At 25.4% G+C, this 17,052-nt stretch carries 8 protein-coding genes; 4 read left to right on the forward strand and 4 right to left on the reverse strand.

Translation table 11 applies throughout. From position 1 onward, the window contains the following. The first annotated feature begins 44 nt into the window (after positions 1-44). The 3 genes from ftsY (at position 45) to AB4W51_RS00125 (ending at position 3,411) form a co-directional block, all read left to right on the forward strand. Positions 45-1,169 carry a signal recognition particle-docking protein FtsY gene (ftsY, locus tag AB4W51_RS00115; RefSeq protein WP_367676603.1) on the forward strand — a complete coding sequence of 375 codons (1,125 nt, stop codon included), beginning with the start codon at positions 45-47 and terminating at the stop codon, positions 1,167-1,169. A 256-nt stretch (positions 1,170-1,425) separates the two neighbouring features. Continuing rightward, on the forward strand, positions 1,426-2,283 hold the full coding sequence (gene rpoH, locus AB4W51_RS00120; protein WP_367676604.1) for an RNA polymerase sigma factor RpoH: 858 nt from the start codon (positions 1,426-1,428) through the stop codon (positions 2,281-2,283). A 315-nt stretch (positions 2,284-2,598) separates the two neighbouring features. Beyond that, positions 2,599-3,411, forward strand: coding sequence for a Cof-type HAD-IIB family hydrolase (locus tag AB4W51_RS00125; protein ID WP_367676605.1), 813 nt, complete (start codon positions 2,599-2,601; stop codon positions 3,409-3,411). 53 nt (positions 3,412-3,464) lie between these two features. On the opposite strand, the gene metR is transcribed toward AB4W51_RS00125, so the two are convergent. Further along, on the reverse strand, positions 3,465-4,349 hold the full coding sequence (gene metR, locus AB4W51_RS00130; RefSeq protein ID WP_367676606.1) for an HTH-type transcriptional regulator MetR: 885 nt from the start codon (positions 4,347-4,349) through the stop codon (positions 3,465-3,467). Between the two features lie 127 nt (positions 4,350-4,476). On the opposite strand from metR, the gene metE reads away from it, so the two are divergent. Then, a complete protein-coding gene (gene metE, locus AB4W51_RS00135; RefSeq protein WP_367676607.1) occupies positions 4,477-6,753 on the forward strand; it encodes a 5-methyltetrahydropteroyltriglutamate--homocysteine S-methyltransferase in 2,277 nt (758 codons plus the stop codon). Between the two features lie 112 nt (positions 6,754-6,865). On the opposite strand, the gene purH is transcribed toward metE, so the two are convergent. From purH to rpoB, 3 genes are all read right to left on the reverse strand, one after another. Beyond that, the gene (gene purH / locus AB4W51_RS00140; protein WP_367676608.1) at positions 6,866-8,452 is read right to left on the reverse strand and encodes a bifunctional phosphoribosylaminoimidazolecarboxamide formyltransferase/IMP cyclohydrolase; all 1,587 of its coding nucleotides are present in this window, start codon (positions 8,450-8,452) and stop codon (positions 6,866-6,868) included. Positions 8,453-8,680: 228 nt separating this feature from the next. Then, positions 8,681-12,925 (reverse strand): DNA-directed RNA polymerase subunit beta', encoded by a 4,245-nt coding sequence (gene rpoC, locus AB4W51_RS00145; RefSeq protein WP_367676609.1) that lies wholly within the window; start codon positions 12,923-12,925, stop codon positions 8,681-8,683. Between the two features lie 84 nt (positions 12,926-13,009). Beyond that, complete coding sequence (rpoB, locus tag AB4W51_RS00150; RefSeq protein WP_367676610.1) at positions 13,010-17,041, reverse strand: DNA-directed RNA polymerase subunit beta; 4,032 nt, start codon at positions 17,039-17,041, stop codon at positions 13,010-13,012. Positions 17,042-17,052 lie beyond the last annotated feature (11 nt).

Below are 17,052 nucleotides of genomic sequence, written 5' to 3' on the forward strand. Positions count from 1 at the left end.
TTTTAAAATATTTAATTTTTAATCTTATATATTAGGAAAATTTTATGACAAAAGATAAAAAACGGAATTTTTTTTCTTTTTTTTCTTTCAAAAATAAAAAACAAATTTTAAAAAAAGAAGATAATCATTCTAAAGATTTAATTATTCTTAAAAAAAAACCTATTAATCTATTTAATAAAGAAGATGTATCTCAAAAAGAAAAAAAAAATTATATTTCAAATATTAATCATAATGTTAAAAAAAAGAATTGCAATTTATTCATGAGATTGAAAAATAGTTTATATAAAACCAGTAAAAAATTTAGTATAAATTTTATAAATTTATTTTCCAAAAAAAATATTAATTGTTCTATTTTTGAAGAATTAGAAGAAAAGTTATTATTAGCAGATATTGGTTTAGATACTACAGATTATATTATTAATAATATTAAAAAAAAAATTAATGATATAGAAATAAATAATTTTAATTGCATTTATACAATTTTAAAACAAGAAATGTTAACAATTTTAAAAAAAACAGAAAAACCATTCTTAAATAATCAAAATTATGTTCCATTTGTAATTTTAATTGTAGGAGTAAATGGAGTAGGAAAAACAACAACAATTGGTAAATTAGCTAAAAAATATAAATTACAAGGAAAATCTGTTATGTTAGCTGCAGGTGATACATTTAGATCAGCAGCAGTAGAACAATTACAAAAATGGGGGGAATTAAATGATATTATAGTAATATCTTCACCAATTCAAAAAGTTGATCCAGCTTCTGTCATTTTTAATTCTTTAGAACATGCTCTAGCTAATAAGATTGATATCTTAATTATAGATACTGCAGGAAGATTACATAATAAATTTGATTTGATGCAAGAACTAAAAAAAATTATACGAGTTATTAAGAAAAAAATTTCTCTAGCACCTCATGAAATTTTATTAATTATTGATGCATGTACTGGTCAAAATGCAATAAATCAAACTAAATTATTTCATGAAAATTTAGGTTTAACTGGTATTATATTAACAAAAGTAGACGGTACTGCTAAAGGTGGAATAATTTTTCCCATTGCTCATAATTTTAAAATTCCGATAAAATATATAGGTATTGGAGAAAAAGAATTGGATTTAATAAAATTTAATAGCATAAATTTTGTTGATGTTTTATTTGAAAAAAGATAAATAAAATTTAATGATTTGATATATAAGATTAATAAAAATAATAAATATCACTAGTTATGAATATAAATAATAATCTTGATTAAAAAATAATTCAATATGTCAGTATATTATATTTATAAAATAATTATATAATATAAGGTTGTATAACAAATTATATTTTATGGTATATAATATAATTAAATTTTTTAAAAATACGGATTATAAAGTTTTTAAAATAATATTAATAACAATATAATTAGTAAAAACGAGTTATTAAATGATTAATAAAAAAAATAGATTTATAATCACTTCTTTAGGAAATCTTGAATCTTATATTAGATCAGCTAATTCTTGGCCTATGTTATCATTAGAAGAAGAACAGTTTTTATCTAAAAGATTATATTTTGATAGTGATTTAAATGCAGCTAAGACTTTAATTTTGTCTCATTTGCGTTTTGTTATACATATAGCTAGAAGTTATTCAGGATATGGTTTACCTCAAGCGGATTTAATTCAAGAAGGTAATATAGGATTAATGAAATCAGTTCGAAGATTTAATCCAGAAGTAGGAGTACGTTTAGTATCTTTTGCAGTACATTGGATCAAATCTGAAATTCATGAGTACGTATTAAGAAATTGGAGAATCGTAAAAATTGCTACAACAAAATCACAAAGAAAATTATTTTTTAATTTAAGGAAAACAAAAAAAAGATTAGGTTGGTTTAATGAATCTGAAGTAAATATAGTAGCTAAAGAGTTAGGTGTTAGTAGTGAAGATGTAAGAGAAATGGAATCTCGTATGTCGGCACAAGATATTACAATTAATTTAAACAATGAAGAAGATTCTCCAGATGGAAAAATTACTACTGTTATGCCATATCTAAAAGATAATGCATCAAATTTCGCTAATTTATTAGAAAAAAATAATTGGGGTCAATATGCTACAATAAAATTAACTAATGCATTATTAGGATTAGATGAAAGAAGTAGACATATTATTAATGCAAGATGGTTAAATGAAAATAATAAAATTACATTACAAAAAATTGCTAATGATTATGGTATTTCAGCAGAACGTGTACGACAATTAGAAAAAAATGCTATGAAAAAATTGAGGATAGCAATAGAAACATAAAATATAATAATTTATTTTATAAATTATATATACAAAAAATTGATTTTTAAAATTTATTTAATAATTACTATATAAAATATTTATATTATATTGAATACGAAAATATTTTTTTACAAACATATTTTTTTTCAATAAAAAAATATATTAGCATCAGTAAAATATTTTATAATACTAATTATTTTACTGATCCTAATATGAATAAAATTTTATAAAAATTTATTATTTTAAAATAAATCTTAATAGGTTTACATCATTTTAATATTATATTATAGTATGAAAAATAATTTGTAATTTTTTATAAAAAATTCTAATTTTATGTATAAAATTATTGTATCTGATTTAGATGGAACACTATTAACATCTCAATATAATATTACTGATTTTACTAAAAAAATATTATTATTATTAATTTCTAAAGGAGTGCATTTTATTTTTGCAACTGGTAGACATTACATAGATGTATTTAAAATTAGTGATAATTTAAATATAAAATCATATATGATTACATCTAATGGTTCTCAAATATACAATCAAAAAAAAGAATTAATTTTTAATCAATTTTTATTAAAAGAAATTGCTATTTCTTTATGTAAAATTAGATATATAGATAAAGAAATTATGACTCATTTATATTGTAATCATCAATGGTATACAAATTCATCTTGTTCCAAAAAAAATATTTTTTGTAAAAAATTATTTTTAAAAAATAAAATTTTTAATTTAGAAAATTTTTGTTTTGATAAAGTTAACAAGATATTTTTCACTTCTAATAATATTAAAAAATTAAAATTATTAGAACAAGAAATATTAGAAATATGGAGTAATAAAAAAAATATTAATATTTTTTTTTCATTTCCAGAATGTTTGGAAATTGTTCCTTGTGGTGTTTCAAAAGGATCTGCATTAAATATTATATTAAAGTTAATAGGATATTCTTTAAGTGATTGTATTTCTTTTGGAGATGGTATGAATGATCAAGACATGCTGAATATATCTGGAAAAGGATGTATAATGAAAAATGCAGATCCTTGTTTAAAATTAGCCCTTCCTCATTTAGAAATCATAGGTGATAATAATAATAATGGATTAGCACATTATTTATGCAAAATATTTCATATTAATATATAATATATATATTAAATTAATTATTAATTTTATTTAACATTAATAATAATGTTTTTTCAAAATAATTTATTCATATTTAATTTTATAAATTTTACAAAATCTATAATTAAAGATTTTTGTTTTTCTTCAGGACGAATAGCTGCATATAAATTACTCCATAAACCTTTATATCCCAATTCTCTTGTTGCTACTAAACCTTGTTTTTCGAAATTATAAACTACCCAATAAGGTAAAGCAGTGACTCCCATCTTGGCAGATACCATTTGAATTAATAAAGATGTATTATCTACATTTTTAAATAATGGAATGATTCCAGCAGGTTTTAAAAAATGTTTCCAAATATCTAATCTAGTAAGATCTATTGGATAAATCATTACTATCTCTTTTTGTAGATCTATCGGTAAAATATTTTTTTTTTTTAATAAAGGATGATCTATAGACATAACTAAACGAATTTCAAATTTAAAAACAGATAAATAAGATAATTTAGATTGATATAAAATGTCTGAAGTAAATACTAAATCGATTTTACCTTTTTGAAGATCTGGTTGAGGATTAAATATAACTTCTGATTTTAAGTTTATTTTTCGTTCTGGCCATTTTTTTTTAAATTTCATTAAAATTGGAATTAACCATTGAATACAACTATGACATTCAATAGCAATATGTATGGTTTTTTTATAATTATGATAACATGATTGCATAGCTATTTTAATTGTTGGTAAAATTTTTTCAGATAAATTTAATAAAATTTTACCTTGTACAGTAAATTCTAAAGGTATACTTTTTCTTATGAATAATTTAAATCCTAATTGTTGCTCTAATTTATTTATTTTATGAGACAAAGCAGATTGTGTTTGATGTAATTTTATTGCTGCTGCCGTAATTGAATTACTATTTTTTAATTCTTGTAATATTTTTAGATGTTTGATTTCAATCATGATATTCCTTCATGTTCATAATGTAGTATTTGCTCTTGTTAATTTTTAATAAATCAAGAACAATAATACATAGTATTAATAAAATAATTAACTTATTTATTAAAAATGTTTTTAATAAGGATAATAAATGACAATTTTAAATCATATTCTTGGTTTTCCTAGAATTGGTTGTAATCGAGAATTAAAACAAGCACAAGAAAAATATTGGAATAATCTTATTTCACAAAAAGAATTATTATCTGTAGGATACAATATAAGAAAATATAATTGGAGAAAACAAATAGAAGAAAAGATAAATTTTTTAACTGTTGGTGATTTTGCTTGGTATGATCATGTTTTAAATACTAGTATGTTATTAGGAAATATTCCTGAAAGGCATAAAAATATTGATAAATCAGTTGATTTGGATACTTTGTTTCGTATTGCTAGAGGGCACGCACCAACTGGTCAATCAGTTGCAGCTTCTGATATGACAAAATGGTTTGATACGAATTATCATTATATAGTACCAGAATTTTTTGAAAATCAAAATTTTAGTTTAAATTGGATACAATTATTTCAAGAAATTGATGAGGCTTTACTACTCAATCATACCATAAAACCTGTCATTTTAGGTCCTTTGACTTATCTTTGGTTAGGAAAATCAAAAAATAATTCTTTTAATAAATTAGATTTATTAAATAGTATATTACCTGTTTATAAAAAAATATTAAAAGAAATTTCAAAAAGAAATATTACATGGATTCAAATTGATGAACCTATATTAGCATTAGAATTACCGACAGAATGGAAAAAATCTTTTATTTTAACATATAATTATTTATATAGTTCTATAAAAATATTATTGACCACTTATTTTGATAGTATAAATCATAATTTAGATATAATAACTCAATTACCAATACAAGGATTACATGTTGATGTTATATTTGGTCAATATAATTTATCTAAGTTAAATAAAATTATACCAATAGATTGGGTTCTTTCTTTAGGTGTAATTAATGGTAGAAATATTTGGAGAACAGATTTAATTAAATGGTTTCAATTAATACAACCAATAACTAATATGCGTACTAATTTATGGATTAGTACTTCATGTTCTTTATTACATGTTCCTGTAGATTTAAATATTGAAAAAAATTTGAATGATGAAATTAAAAGCTGGTTTGCTTTTGCAATACAAAAATGTACTGAGCTTAATTTATTAACTGATGCATTAAATAATAATGATACATATAAAATTAATGAATGGAGTAAACCAATTCATACTAGAAAAAATTCAAATTTAGTACATAAAATAAATGTCCAGGATAAATTAAATTCTATTACTGAACAAAATTTTCATCGAAAAAATAAATATTCTATTCGATCTCAAATTCAAAATAAAAAATTTAATTTTCCAATTTTGCCAACTACTACTATTGGTTCTTTTCCTCAAACTGTTGAAATTAGAAAATTACGTTTAGATTTTAAAGAAAAAAATATAACTAAAGAAAAATACAACCAAAAAATTTCAAATTATATTAAAGATATTATACATGAACAAGAAAAAATTAATTTAGATGTTTTAGTACATGGTGAACCAGAAAGAAATGATATGGTAGAATATTTTAGTAAAAAATTAAATGGATTTATATCAACTTCTCATGGTTGGGTTCAAAGTTATGGTTCACGCTGTGTCAAACCACCAATTATCATTGGAGATATCAGTCGATCTGAAGATATGACTGTTAAATGGTCAAGATATGCACAATCTTTAACTAAAAAACCAGTTAAAGGAATGTTAACAGGTCCTGTAACTATGTTATGTTGGTCTTTTTCAAGAGAGGATTTAAGTAAAAAAAATATTGCGAATCAAATTGCATTAGCCTTAAGAGATGAAGTGCACAGTTTAGAAAAATCTGGTATTCAGATTATTCAAATTGATGAACCAGCTTTAAGAGAAGGTTTACCATTACGAAAAAGCTTATGGGATAATTATTTATTATGGGCAACAAATGCATTTAAATTAGCATCTTCTGGAGTTAATGATGAAACACAAATTCATACTCATATGTGTTATTGTGAATTTAATGACATTATGAATTCTATTTTATTGTTAGATGCAGATGTAATTACTCTTGAAACTTCTAGATCTGACATGGAGTTATTAGAATTCTTTAAAGAATTTAATTATGTTAATTCAATAGGACCTGGGGTATATGATATTCATTCTCCTAATATTCCTACTGTAGAATGGATTGAGAATTTATTAAAAAAAGCACTAAATTATATCTCATTAGATAGACTATGGGTAAATCCTGATTGTGGTTTAAAAACTCGAAATTGGAAAGAAACAAGAAAAGCATTAAAAAATATGATTACAGCGGTTAAGAATATTCGTTCTAAAATGAATAGTATTTAGCATTGTACAAAAAAAAGATGCTTCATTTTAAAAATGAAGCATCTTTTTTTTGTACAATGCTAAATACTATTCATTTTAGAACGAATATTCTTAACCGCTGTAATCATATTTTTTAATGCTTAAAATGCCTTATATTAGTAAAAATCATAATCATATTGTATTCATTTACTGCTTGAATCACTTCTTTATCACGAATAGATCCACCTGATTGAATAATACAATTTACACCATTCTTTTTTGCTATATCGACATTATCTCTAAAAGGAATAAAAGCATCTGAAGCCATAATAATATTTTTAATTTTTATTTTTTGGTCTATTAATTTGAGATTTGCTATTTTTGTTGAATATATACGACTTGTTTGGCCTGAACCAATACTAATAGTTTTTTTGTTTTTTACATATACTACAGCATTTGATTTTACAAATTTTACTACTTTCCAAGCAAAAATTGCATCTTCATATTCTTCATGATTTGGTTTACAATTACTAACTATAGTCCATGTTTTTTCGTTGATATTTTCAGAATCAATATCTTGAACAAGAACACCACCATTAATTTGCTTAAAACTAAATTTATTTTTTTGTTTTTGAATATTAGAACAGATTAATACTCTTATGTTTTTTTTTGTTTCTAATATTTTTAATGCATTTTTACTAATATTAGTTGCAATAATTACTTCAACAAATTGTTGATTAATTATAGTTTGAACTGTATCAGAATTTAATAAACCATTAAATGCTATTACACCACCAAATGCAGATGTAGGATCACATTTATATGCAGAGATATATGCATTAATAATAGAGATGTTTTCTGATACTCCACAAGGTGTACCATGTTTTACAATAACGCATGCTGGTTTTAAAAAAGTTTTAACACATTCCCAAGCAATATCAGCATCAGATAAATTATTATATGATAATAATTTTCCTTGTATTTGTTTTGCAGCAACAATATCAGTAGGTTTTTGAGTATTATCAAAATATAAAGCTGCTTTTTGATGATGATTTTCACCATAACGTAAATTTTGTTTTTTAATAAGATTCAAATTAATGATTTTAGGTAAATATATAAAATTATTTTTTTCATTATAATATTCATTATATTTGGTTTTTAAACATCCAAAAATAATAGAATCATATTGAGAAATATATTCAAATGCTTTACATGCCATGTAAAATTTATTTTTTATAGGAAAATTATTATTATTTTCATCAAGTATTTTGATTGCTTTTTTATAATCTAAAGGGTCAGTTAAAACCATAACATCTTGATGATTTTTAGCGGCAGATCGAATTAAAGTTGATCCACCTATATCAATATAATTTATAATATCATCCATATTATTAATATTTTTTGACATATTTTCTAAAAATGGATATAAATTAACAACAACAATGTCAATTGGAATTATATTATATAATTTCATTACAGCATCATCTTTTTTTCTTCTTCCTAAAATTCCTCCGTGAATTTTAGGATGTATAGTTTTTATTCTTCCATCCATTAATTCAGGAAATTCAGTATAATCTGAAATATTTTTAAAAGGAATGTTATTTTTTTTTAAAAATACAGATGTACCTCCTGTTGATAATATATTAATTTTTCTATCAACAAATGATTTTGCTAATTCTATTATACCAAATTTATTTGAAACACTAATTAAAGCTTGTTTTACAGGTTTTAAATTTTTCATAATCTATATATTATTTATATAAGATAGTAATAACTATTATATTTTAAATAATATAACAATATTAAATAAATAAAATAAAAAATAAAATTTTTTATTTTTATATTTTTATAATCTTAATTAAAATATAAAAATTTTCAGAATAAAAAATTATAATATTTGTTGTATTTTTTAATGTAATAATAGGACAAGGAAAATTAAATATTATCCTTATCCTATTAATGTTAAAGATTATTTGTTATTCATATCTATAATACTAGAATTTAATAATTCTGATAAGCTAGCAGACGCTTCTTCAACACTAATTTGTTGATTTTGTTTATTGTTTTGATTGTTATGACCATTATTTTTAATTTTTTGATTAAATCTTTTTTGATGATAAGCATAACCAGTTCCGGCTGGTATTAAACGTCCCACAATAACATTTTCTTTTAAACCCCTTAACTTATCCTTTTTACCTGCTACAGCTGATTCAGTTAAAATACGTGTTGTTTCTTGAAATGATGCAGCAGAAATAAATGAATCAGTAGCTAAAGATGCTTTTGTAATACCTAATAAATCTCTAGAAAAAATTACTATATTTTTATTTAATTTTTCTAATTTTTTATTTTCAATTTTTATTTTAGAATATTCTAATTGTTCACCATTTAAAAAATTTGAATCACCTTTATGGACAATTGTAGCTTTTCGAAGCATTTGTCTAATTATCACTTCAATATGTTTATCATTTATTTTAACACCTTGTAAACGATATACTTCTTGTACTTCATTAACAATATATCTTGTAACAGATTGTACACCTCTTAACCTTAAAATATCGTGAGGTGATTCAGGACCATCAGAAATCACATCACCTTTTTCAACTTTTTCACCTTCAAAAACATTTAATTGTCTCCATTTTGGAATCATTTCTTCATAAGGTTCAGTATTATCATCAACAGGAGAAATTACTAATCTTCTTTTACCTTTTGTTTCTTTTCCAAATGATATAATTCCAGTAATTTCTGCAAGGATTGCTAATTCTTTTGGTCGACGAGCTTCAAATAAATCTGCTACTCTAGGCAATCCTCCTGTAATATCTTTTGTTCCTCCAGACTCTTGGGGGATTCTAGCAATAGTATCTCCAGAAAAAATTTCTACTCCATTTTCTAATTGTATGATGCTTTTTCCTGGTAAAAAATATTGAGCAGGCATATCTGTTCCTGCAATTAATACATCTTTTCCTGTTTTTGTAACTATTTTCAATGAAGGCCTTAAATCTTTGCCTATTGTTGTTCTTTCTGAAGTATCTAAAACGACAATAGATGATAATCCTGTTAATTCATCTGTTTGTCTAATAATACTTTGTCCGTCAATCATATCAATAAATTGTACAAAACCGTTTACTTCAGTAATAACTGGCATAGTATGAGGATCCCATTTTGCTACAGTTTCTCCAGAATTAACTATTTCTCCATTTCCTTTTGCCATAATTGAACCATAAGGTACTTTATAACTTTCTTTAGTTCTACCGTATTCATCAATCATTCTTAATTCTACATTTCTTGATGTAATTATAATTTTCCCTGTAGAATTTTTAACAGATTTTGCATTAATTAATTTAATTATACCTTTATTCTTGACTTGTACACTAGATTCTGCAGCAGCTCTAGAAGCAGCTCCTCCAATATGAAATGTTCTCATAGTTAATTGTGTACCAGGTTCTCCAATAGATTGTGCTGCTATCACTCCAATAGCTTCACCTTTATTTACGAGATTTCCTCTTGCTAAATCTCTTCCATAACAATATGCACAAACTCCAAAATTAGTTTCACAATTTACTACTGAACGTACTTTAATAGTATCAATAGAATTATTTTCTAAAATGTTACACCATTTTTCATCAAGCAAAACATTTTTTGGAATTAAGATAATAGTAGAATTTATTTTAAAAATATTTTCTGCTGTAATGCGACCAAGAACTCTTTCTCTTAATGGTTCTTTAACATCACCACCTTCAATGAGTGATGTCATGACTAATCCTTCATCAGTTTTACAATCATCTTCTGTAACTACTAAATCTTGAGCAACATCTACTAAACGTCGAGTTAAATAACCTGAATTGGCTGTTTTTAATGCTGTATCAGCTAATCCTTTTCTTGCTCCGTGAGTAGAAATAAAATATTGTAATACATTTAATCCTTCTCTAAAATTAGCTGTAATAGGTGTTTCTATAATTGATCCATCTGGTTTAGCCATCAAACCTCTCATACCAGCTAATTGTCTTATTTGTGCAGCAGAACCACGAGCTCCTGAATCTGCCATCATAAAAATACTATTAAAAGATATTTGATTTTCTATTTTTCCATTTTTATTTAGCACTGGTTCAGTTGATAAATTTTTCATCATAGCTGTTGCAACTCTTTCATTTGCTGCTGCCCAAATATCAATCACTTTATTATAACGTTCACCAGCAGTAACTAAACCAGACTGGAATTGTTCTTGTATTTCAATAACTTCTGTTTCAGCTTCATGAATTATTGATGATTTTTTTAATGGAATTACCATATCATCAATACCTACTGATGCTCCAGATCTTGCAGCGTACGAAAAACCAGTATACATAATTTGGTCAGCAAATTTCACTGTAGGTTTTAATCCTAAAATTCGATAACAAGTATTTAGCATTTTTGAAATAGTTTTTTTAATAAGTACTTGATTAACAATAGAAAAAGGTAGTCCTTGAGGTACTATCATCCATAAAAGAGAACGTCCAATAGTGGTTTGAATTAATTTTTTTGTGGGAATCATTTTTTTATTTTTATTTTTTTTATATTCAGTAATTAACACTTTTACTATTGAATGTAATTCTGTATATCCAGTTCTATATGATTTCTCAGCTTCTTCTGGACTACTTAAGACCATTCCTTCTCCTTTTCCATTGATTTTTTCTCTAGTCATGTAATACAAACCTAAAACAACATCTTGAGAAGGAACAATAATAGGTTCACCATTAGCAGGTGATAAAATATTATTTGTAGACATCATTAAAGCTCTAGCTTCTAATTGAGCTTCTAAAGTCAAAGGAACATGAACAGCCATTTGATCACCATCAAAATCAGCATTATAAGCTGCACAAACTAAAGGATGTAATTGAATTGCTTTTCCTTCAATTAATACTGGTTCAAAAGCTTGTATTCCTAACCGATGTAAAGTAGGGGCTCGATTTAATAAAACAGGATGTTCACGAATAACTTCATCAAGCACATCCCATACTACGGATTCCTCTCTTTCAACCATTTTTTTTGCTGATTTTATTGTAGTAGCTAATCCTCGAACTTCTAATTTACCATAAATAAAAGGTTTAAATAATTCTAATGCCATTTTTTTAGGTAATCCACATTGATGTAAATGTAAATATGGTCCAACTGTAATAACAGATCTTCCTGAATAATCAACTCTCTTTCCTAAAAGATTTTGTCTAAATCTACCTTGTTTTCCTTTTATCATATCAGCTAAAGATTTCAGTGGTCTTTTATTAGATCCAGTTATAGCTCGACCTCTTCTACCGTTATCTAGTAATGCATCTACTGATTCTTGCAACATTCTTTTTTCATTACGAACAATAATGTCGGGAGCTGATAAATCTAATAATCTTTTTAATCTATTATTTCTATTTATTACTCTTCTGTATAAATCATTTAAATCAGAAGTTGCAAACCTTCCTCCATCTAATGGTACTAATGGTCTTAGATCTGGTGGTAATACTGGTAATACCGTTAAAATCATCCATTCAGGTTTATTATTTGATTGAATGAATGATTCAACTAATTTAATTCTTTTAGTAATTTTTTTTCTTTTAGTTTCAGAATTAGTATTGCCTAATTCATTTCGAAGAATTTGACATTCTTGTTTTAAATTTAAATTTTTTAACAAATATTGAATAGCTTCAGCACCTATTTTTGCATCAAATTCATCTCCAAATTCTTCTAATGCATTTAAATATTGTTCCTCTGTTAAAATTTGATTTTTATCTAAGTTTGTCATACCTCCTTCAACTATGACATATGATTCAAAATATAATACTCTTTCAATATCTCTTAACGGCATATCTAATAATAATCCAATTCTGGAAGGTAAAGATTTTAAAAACCAAATATGTGCTGTAGGAGAAGCTAATTCAATATGTCCCATTCTATCTCTTCGAACTTTACTTTGAGTAACTTCTACTCCACATTTTTCACAAATAACTCCACGATGCTTAAGTCGTTTATATTTTCCACATAAACATTCATAATCTTTAATTGGTCCAAAAATTCTTGAACAAAATAATCCATCTCTTTCCGGCTTGAAAGTACGATAATTAATAGTTTCTGGCTTTTTAACCTCTCCAAAAGACCAAGATCTAATCATATCTGGTGATGCAAGTTCAATTTTAATTGCATCAAATTCTTCTTTTTTAGTTTGTGATTTTAAAAATTTAAGTAAATCTTTCACGAATTAGTTCCCATTGCAGTGAAACGAAACAAGGAATCCAATTTTTTTTAATTGGATTCCTTGTGATAACATGAATTTAATTACTTATTCGTCTTCTAATTCAATATTGATACCCAGAGATCGTATTTCTTTTAATAATACATTAAACGATTCAGGCATTCCAGGTTCCATTTGATGATTACCATCAACAATATTTTTATACATTTTTGTTCTACCATTGACATCATCTGATTTAACAGTAAGCATTTCTTGTAACGTATATGAAGCACCATATGCTTCTAAGGCCCATACTTCCATTTCCCCAAATCTTTGACCACCAAATTGGGCTTTTCCACCTAATGGTTGTTGAGTAATTAAACTATAAGAACCAGTAGATCTAGCATGCATTTTATCATCTACTAAATGATTTAATTTTAACATGTACATATAACCAACTGTTACAGGACGTTCAAATTGTTCTCCAGTTCGTCCATCGAAAAGTATGATTTGGCCAGAACTAGGTAAATCTGCTAGTTTTAATAATTGTTTAATTTCATTTTCTTCAGCTCCATCAAAAACAGGTGTTGAAATAGGCATTCCATGTCTTAAATTTTTAGCTAAACAAGAAATCTCAGCATCTGAAAAACTAGATAAATTAACTTTTTGACGAATATTATTTCCAATATCATATGCTTTTTGCATAAATTGACGTAATTCTAATATTGTTTTATGATTATTAATCATATTATTAATTTTATCACCAATGCCTTTAGCAGCCATTCCTAAATGTGTTTCTAATATTTGACCAATATTCATCCTAGAAGGCACTCCTAATGGATTCAATACAATATCTATAGGTTCACCATTTTTATCATAAGGCATATCTTCAACAGGATTAATTTTAGAAATAACCCCTTTATTTCCATGTCTTCCAGCAATTTTATCACCTGGTTGAATTTGACGTTTGACAGCTAAATAAACTTTTACTATTTTTAATACTCCTGGAGCAAGATCATTTCCTTGAGTAATTTTTCTTTTTTTATCTTCTAGTTTTTTTTCAAAAATAATTTTTAATTCTTTATATTTAGAAATTAATGTTTTAAAAATATTATGATTTTTTTTATCATTTAAATTTATTGAGATCCATTTTTCTTTTGGAATAGACAGCAATTTTTCTTTTTCAATACCTGATTCTAATAATAATGATTTTATACGAAGAAATATTTCAGATTCAAAAATTTTTAGTTCTTCTTTTAAATCTTTTTTAACTTGTTTCAGTTGCATCTCTTCAATTTCTACAGCTCTTTTGTCTTTTTTAACGCCTTCTCGTATAAAAATTTGTATATCAATAACAGTTCCTGATACTCCATTAGGTACTCTCAGCGAAGAATCTTTAACATCTGAAGCTTTTTCTCCAAAAATCGCTCTTAGTAATTTTTCTTCTGGTGTTAACTGAGTTTCTCCTTTAGGTGTAACTTTTCCTACTAAAATATCACCGCCTTTTACTTCTGCACCAATATATACAACACCTGATTCATCTAACTTTGATAAAGCTGTTTCACCAATATTTGGTATGTCTGCAGTTACTTCTTCAGGTCCTAATTTTGTATCTCTAGAAATACAAGATAATTCTTGAATATGTATAGTTGTAAATCTATCTTTTTGTACTATTTTTTCTGAAATTAATATAGAATCTTCAAAATTATATCCATTCCAAGGCATAAATGCCACTCTCATGTTTTGACCTAAGGATAATTCTCCTAAGTCTGTAGAGGGTCCATCAGCTAAAACATCTCCAATTTTTATAAATTCGTTTGTTTTTACACAAGGTTTTTGATTGATACAAGTATTTTGATTAGAACGTGTATATTTGGTTAAATTATAAATATCAATACCAGCTTCTCCTGGATGACATTCTTTCTCATTTACTTGTATAATAATCCTTGATGAATCTATATATTTAACTATTCCTCCTCTTTTTGCTACAGCTGTTACACCTGAATCAACAGCAACAGCTCTTTCCATTCCTGTTCCTACTAATGGTTTTTCTGATATTAATGTAGGAACAGCTTGTCTTTGCATATTTGCTCCCATTAAAGCTCTATTTGCATCATCATGTTCTAAAAATGGTATTAATGAGGCTCCTACAGAAACAATTTGTTGATTAGATACGTCCATAAATTGAACTTGATTTCGATTGAATAGACTTGATTCCCCTTTATTTCTACATGTAACTAATTCATCAATAAATTCTCCATTTGATTTAAGATTTGTATTGGCTTGTGCTATTATATAATTTCCTTCTTCAATAGCTGAAAGATATTGAATTTTATTAGTTACAATATTATTTAAAACTTTTCGATAAGGAGTTTCTAAAAATCCATATTCATTGGTTTGTGCATATACTGAAAGAGAGTTAATTAAACCTATATTAGGACCTTCAGGAGTTTCGATCGGACAAACTCGACCATAGTGAGTAGGGTGGACATCTCTTACTTCAAATCCTGCACGTTCTCTAGTTAAACCACCGACTCCTAATGCAGAAATTCTTCTTTTGTGAGTTATTTCTGATAATGGATTATTTTGATCCATAAATTGAGATAATTGACTTGATCCAAAAAATTCTTTAATAGCAGCAGAAATTGGTTTTGCATTGATTATATCTTGAGGCATTACAGTATCTAAATCTCCTAAAGATAATCTTTCTTTAACAGATCGTTCAACTCTAATTAATCCAATACGAAATTGATTTTCAGTCATTTCACCTACTGAACGTATTCTTCTATTCCCTAAATGATCAATATCATCTACTTCTCCTTTTCCATTTCTGATATTAATTAATTTTTTAATTACATCAACAATGTCTGTTTTATTTAAAACACCTATTCCATCAATATTATTTCTAGATAAGGATCGATTAAATTTCATTCTTCCTACAGCAGATAATTCATATTTTTCTTCAGAAAAAAATAAATTTTGAAATAAATATTCTGCTGCTTCTTTTGTAGGAGGTTCACCAGGTCTCATCATACGATAAATTTCTACTAATGCACTTAATTGATCTTTGCTATGGTCAATTCTTAAAGTTTCTGAAATATAAGGTCCATGATCTAAATCATTAGTAAAAATAGTTTCAATAGTATTATAACCAGATTGAATTATTTTTTCTATATTTTCTAAAGATAAGATTGAATTTGCTGATATAATTGTTTCTTTAGTATTTAAATTAATATATTCTTTTGATACGACTCTTCCAGTAAGATATTCTATTGGTACAATAATTTTATTAATATTATTTTTTTTTAGTTCTCTTATATGTTGAGCGGTAATACGACGTCCTTTTTCAATATAAATTTTAGAATCAAATACAATATTAAAAGATGCAGTATCACCTCTTAATCTTTCTGGAATTAATTGCATTTCAATAACATTACTATTAATTATTTTATATTTTGTTTTTTCAAAAAAAATATTTAAAATTTCTTCAGTATTATAATTTAAAGCTCTTAAAATTATACTAACGGGTAATTTTCTTCTTCGGTCAATTCGAACAAATAAATGATCTTTAGGATCGAATTCAAAATCTAACCATGATCCTCTGTATGGAATAATTCTAGCATTATATAAAACTTTTCCAGAAGAATGTGTTTTTCCTTTATCACTATCAAAAAAAACACCAGGACTTCGATGTAACTGAGAGACAACAACTCTTTCTGTTCCATTAATAATAAATGTTCCGTTGTTTGTCATTAATGGGATTTCACCCATATATACTTCTTGCTCTTTGATATCTTTTACAGTTAAATCAAAAGTATCTTTTTCATAAATTATCAGACGTAGCTTGACTCTTAATGAAGAAGAAAAAGTAATACCTCTGATTTGACATTCTTTAACATTAAAAATTGTATTACTTAAACGATAACTCACATATTGTAATTCAGCATTTCCACTATAACTTTTAATAGGAAATATGGAACGAAATGCAGATTCTAATCCAGATTGATTACAACCGTTTTTTTGAATAAATTTTTTGAATGAATCAAGTTGAATAGATAGTAGATATGGTATATTTAATACTTTTGGACGTTTTCCAAAATCTTTTCGAATTCTTTTTTTTTCGGTATAAGAGTAAACCATGGGGTTCCTCA

Origin of the sequence: Buchnera aphidicola (Eriosoma grossulariae) (genome assembly GCF_964059045.1) — a bacterium.
GTDB lineage: Bacteria > Pseudomonadota > Gammaproteobacteria > Enterobacterales > Enterobacteriaceae > Buchnera_D > Buchnera_D aphidicola_A.

What these genes read in the sequence shown, in the direction of transcription:
- ftsY (WP_367676603.1), top strand. Translation starts at nt 45, where the DNA reads ATGACAAAAGATAAAAAACGGAATTTTTTTTCTTTTTTTTCTTTCAAA.
- rpoH (WP_367676604.1), top strand. Translation starts at nt 1,426, where the DNA reads ATGATTAATAAAAAAAATAGATTTATAATCACTTCTTTAGGAAATCTT.
- AB4W51_RS00125 (WP_367676605.1), top strand. Translation starts at nt 2,599, where the DNA reads ATGTATAAAATTATTGTATCTGATTTAGATGGAACACTATTAACATCT.
- metR (WP_367676606.1), bottom strand. Translation starts at nt 4,349, where the DNA reads ATGATTGAAATCAAACATCTAAAAATATTACAAGAATTAAAAAATAGT.
- metE (WP_367676607.1), top strand. Translation starts at nt 4,477, where the DNA reads ATGACAATTTTAAATCATATTCTTGGTTTTCCTAGAATTGGTTGTAAT.
- purH (WP_367676608.1), bottom strand. Translation starts at nt 8,452, where the DNA reads ATGAAAAATTTAAAACCTGTAAAACAAGCTTTAATTAGTGTTTCAAAT.
- rpoB (WP_367676610.1), bottom strand. Translation starts at nt 17,041, where the DNA reads ATGGTTTACTCTTATACCGAAAAAAAAAGAATTCGAAAAGATTTTGGA.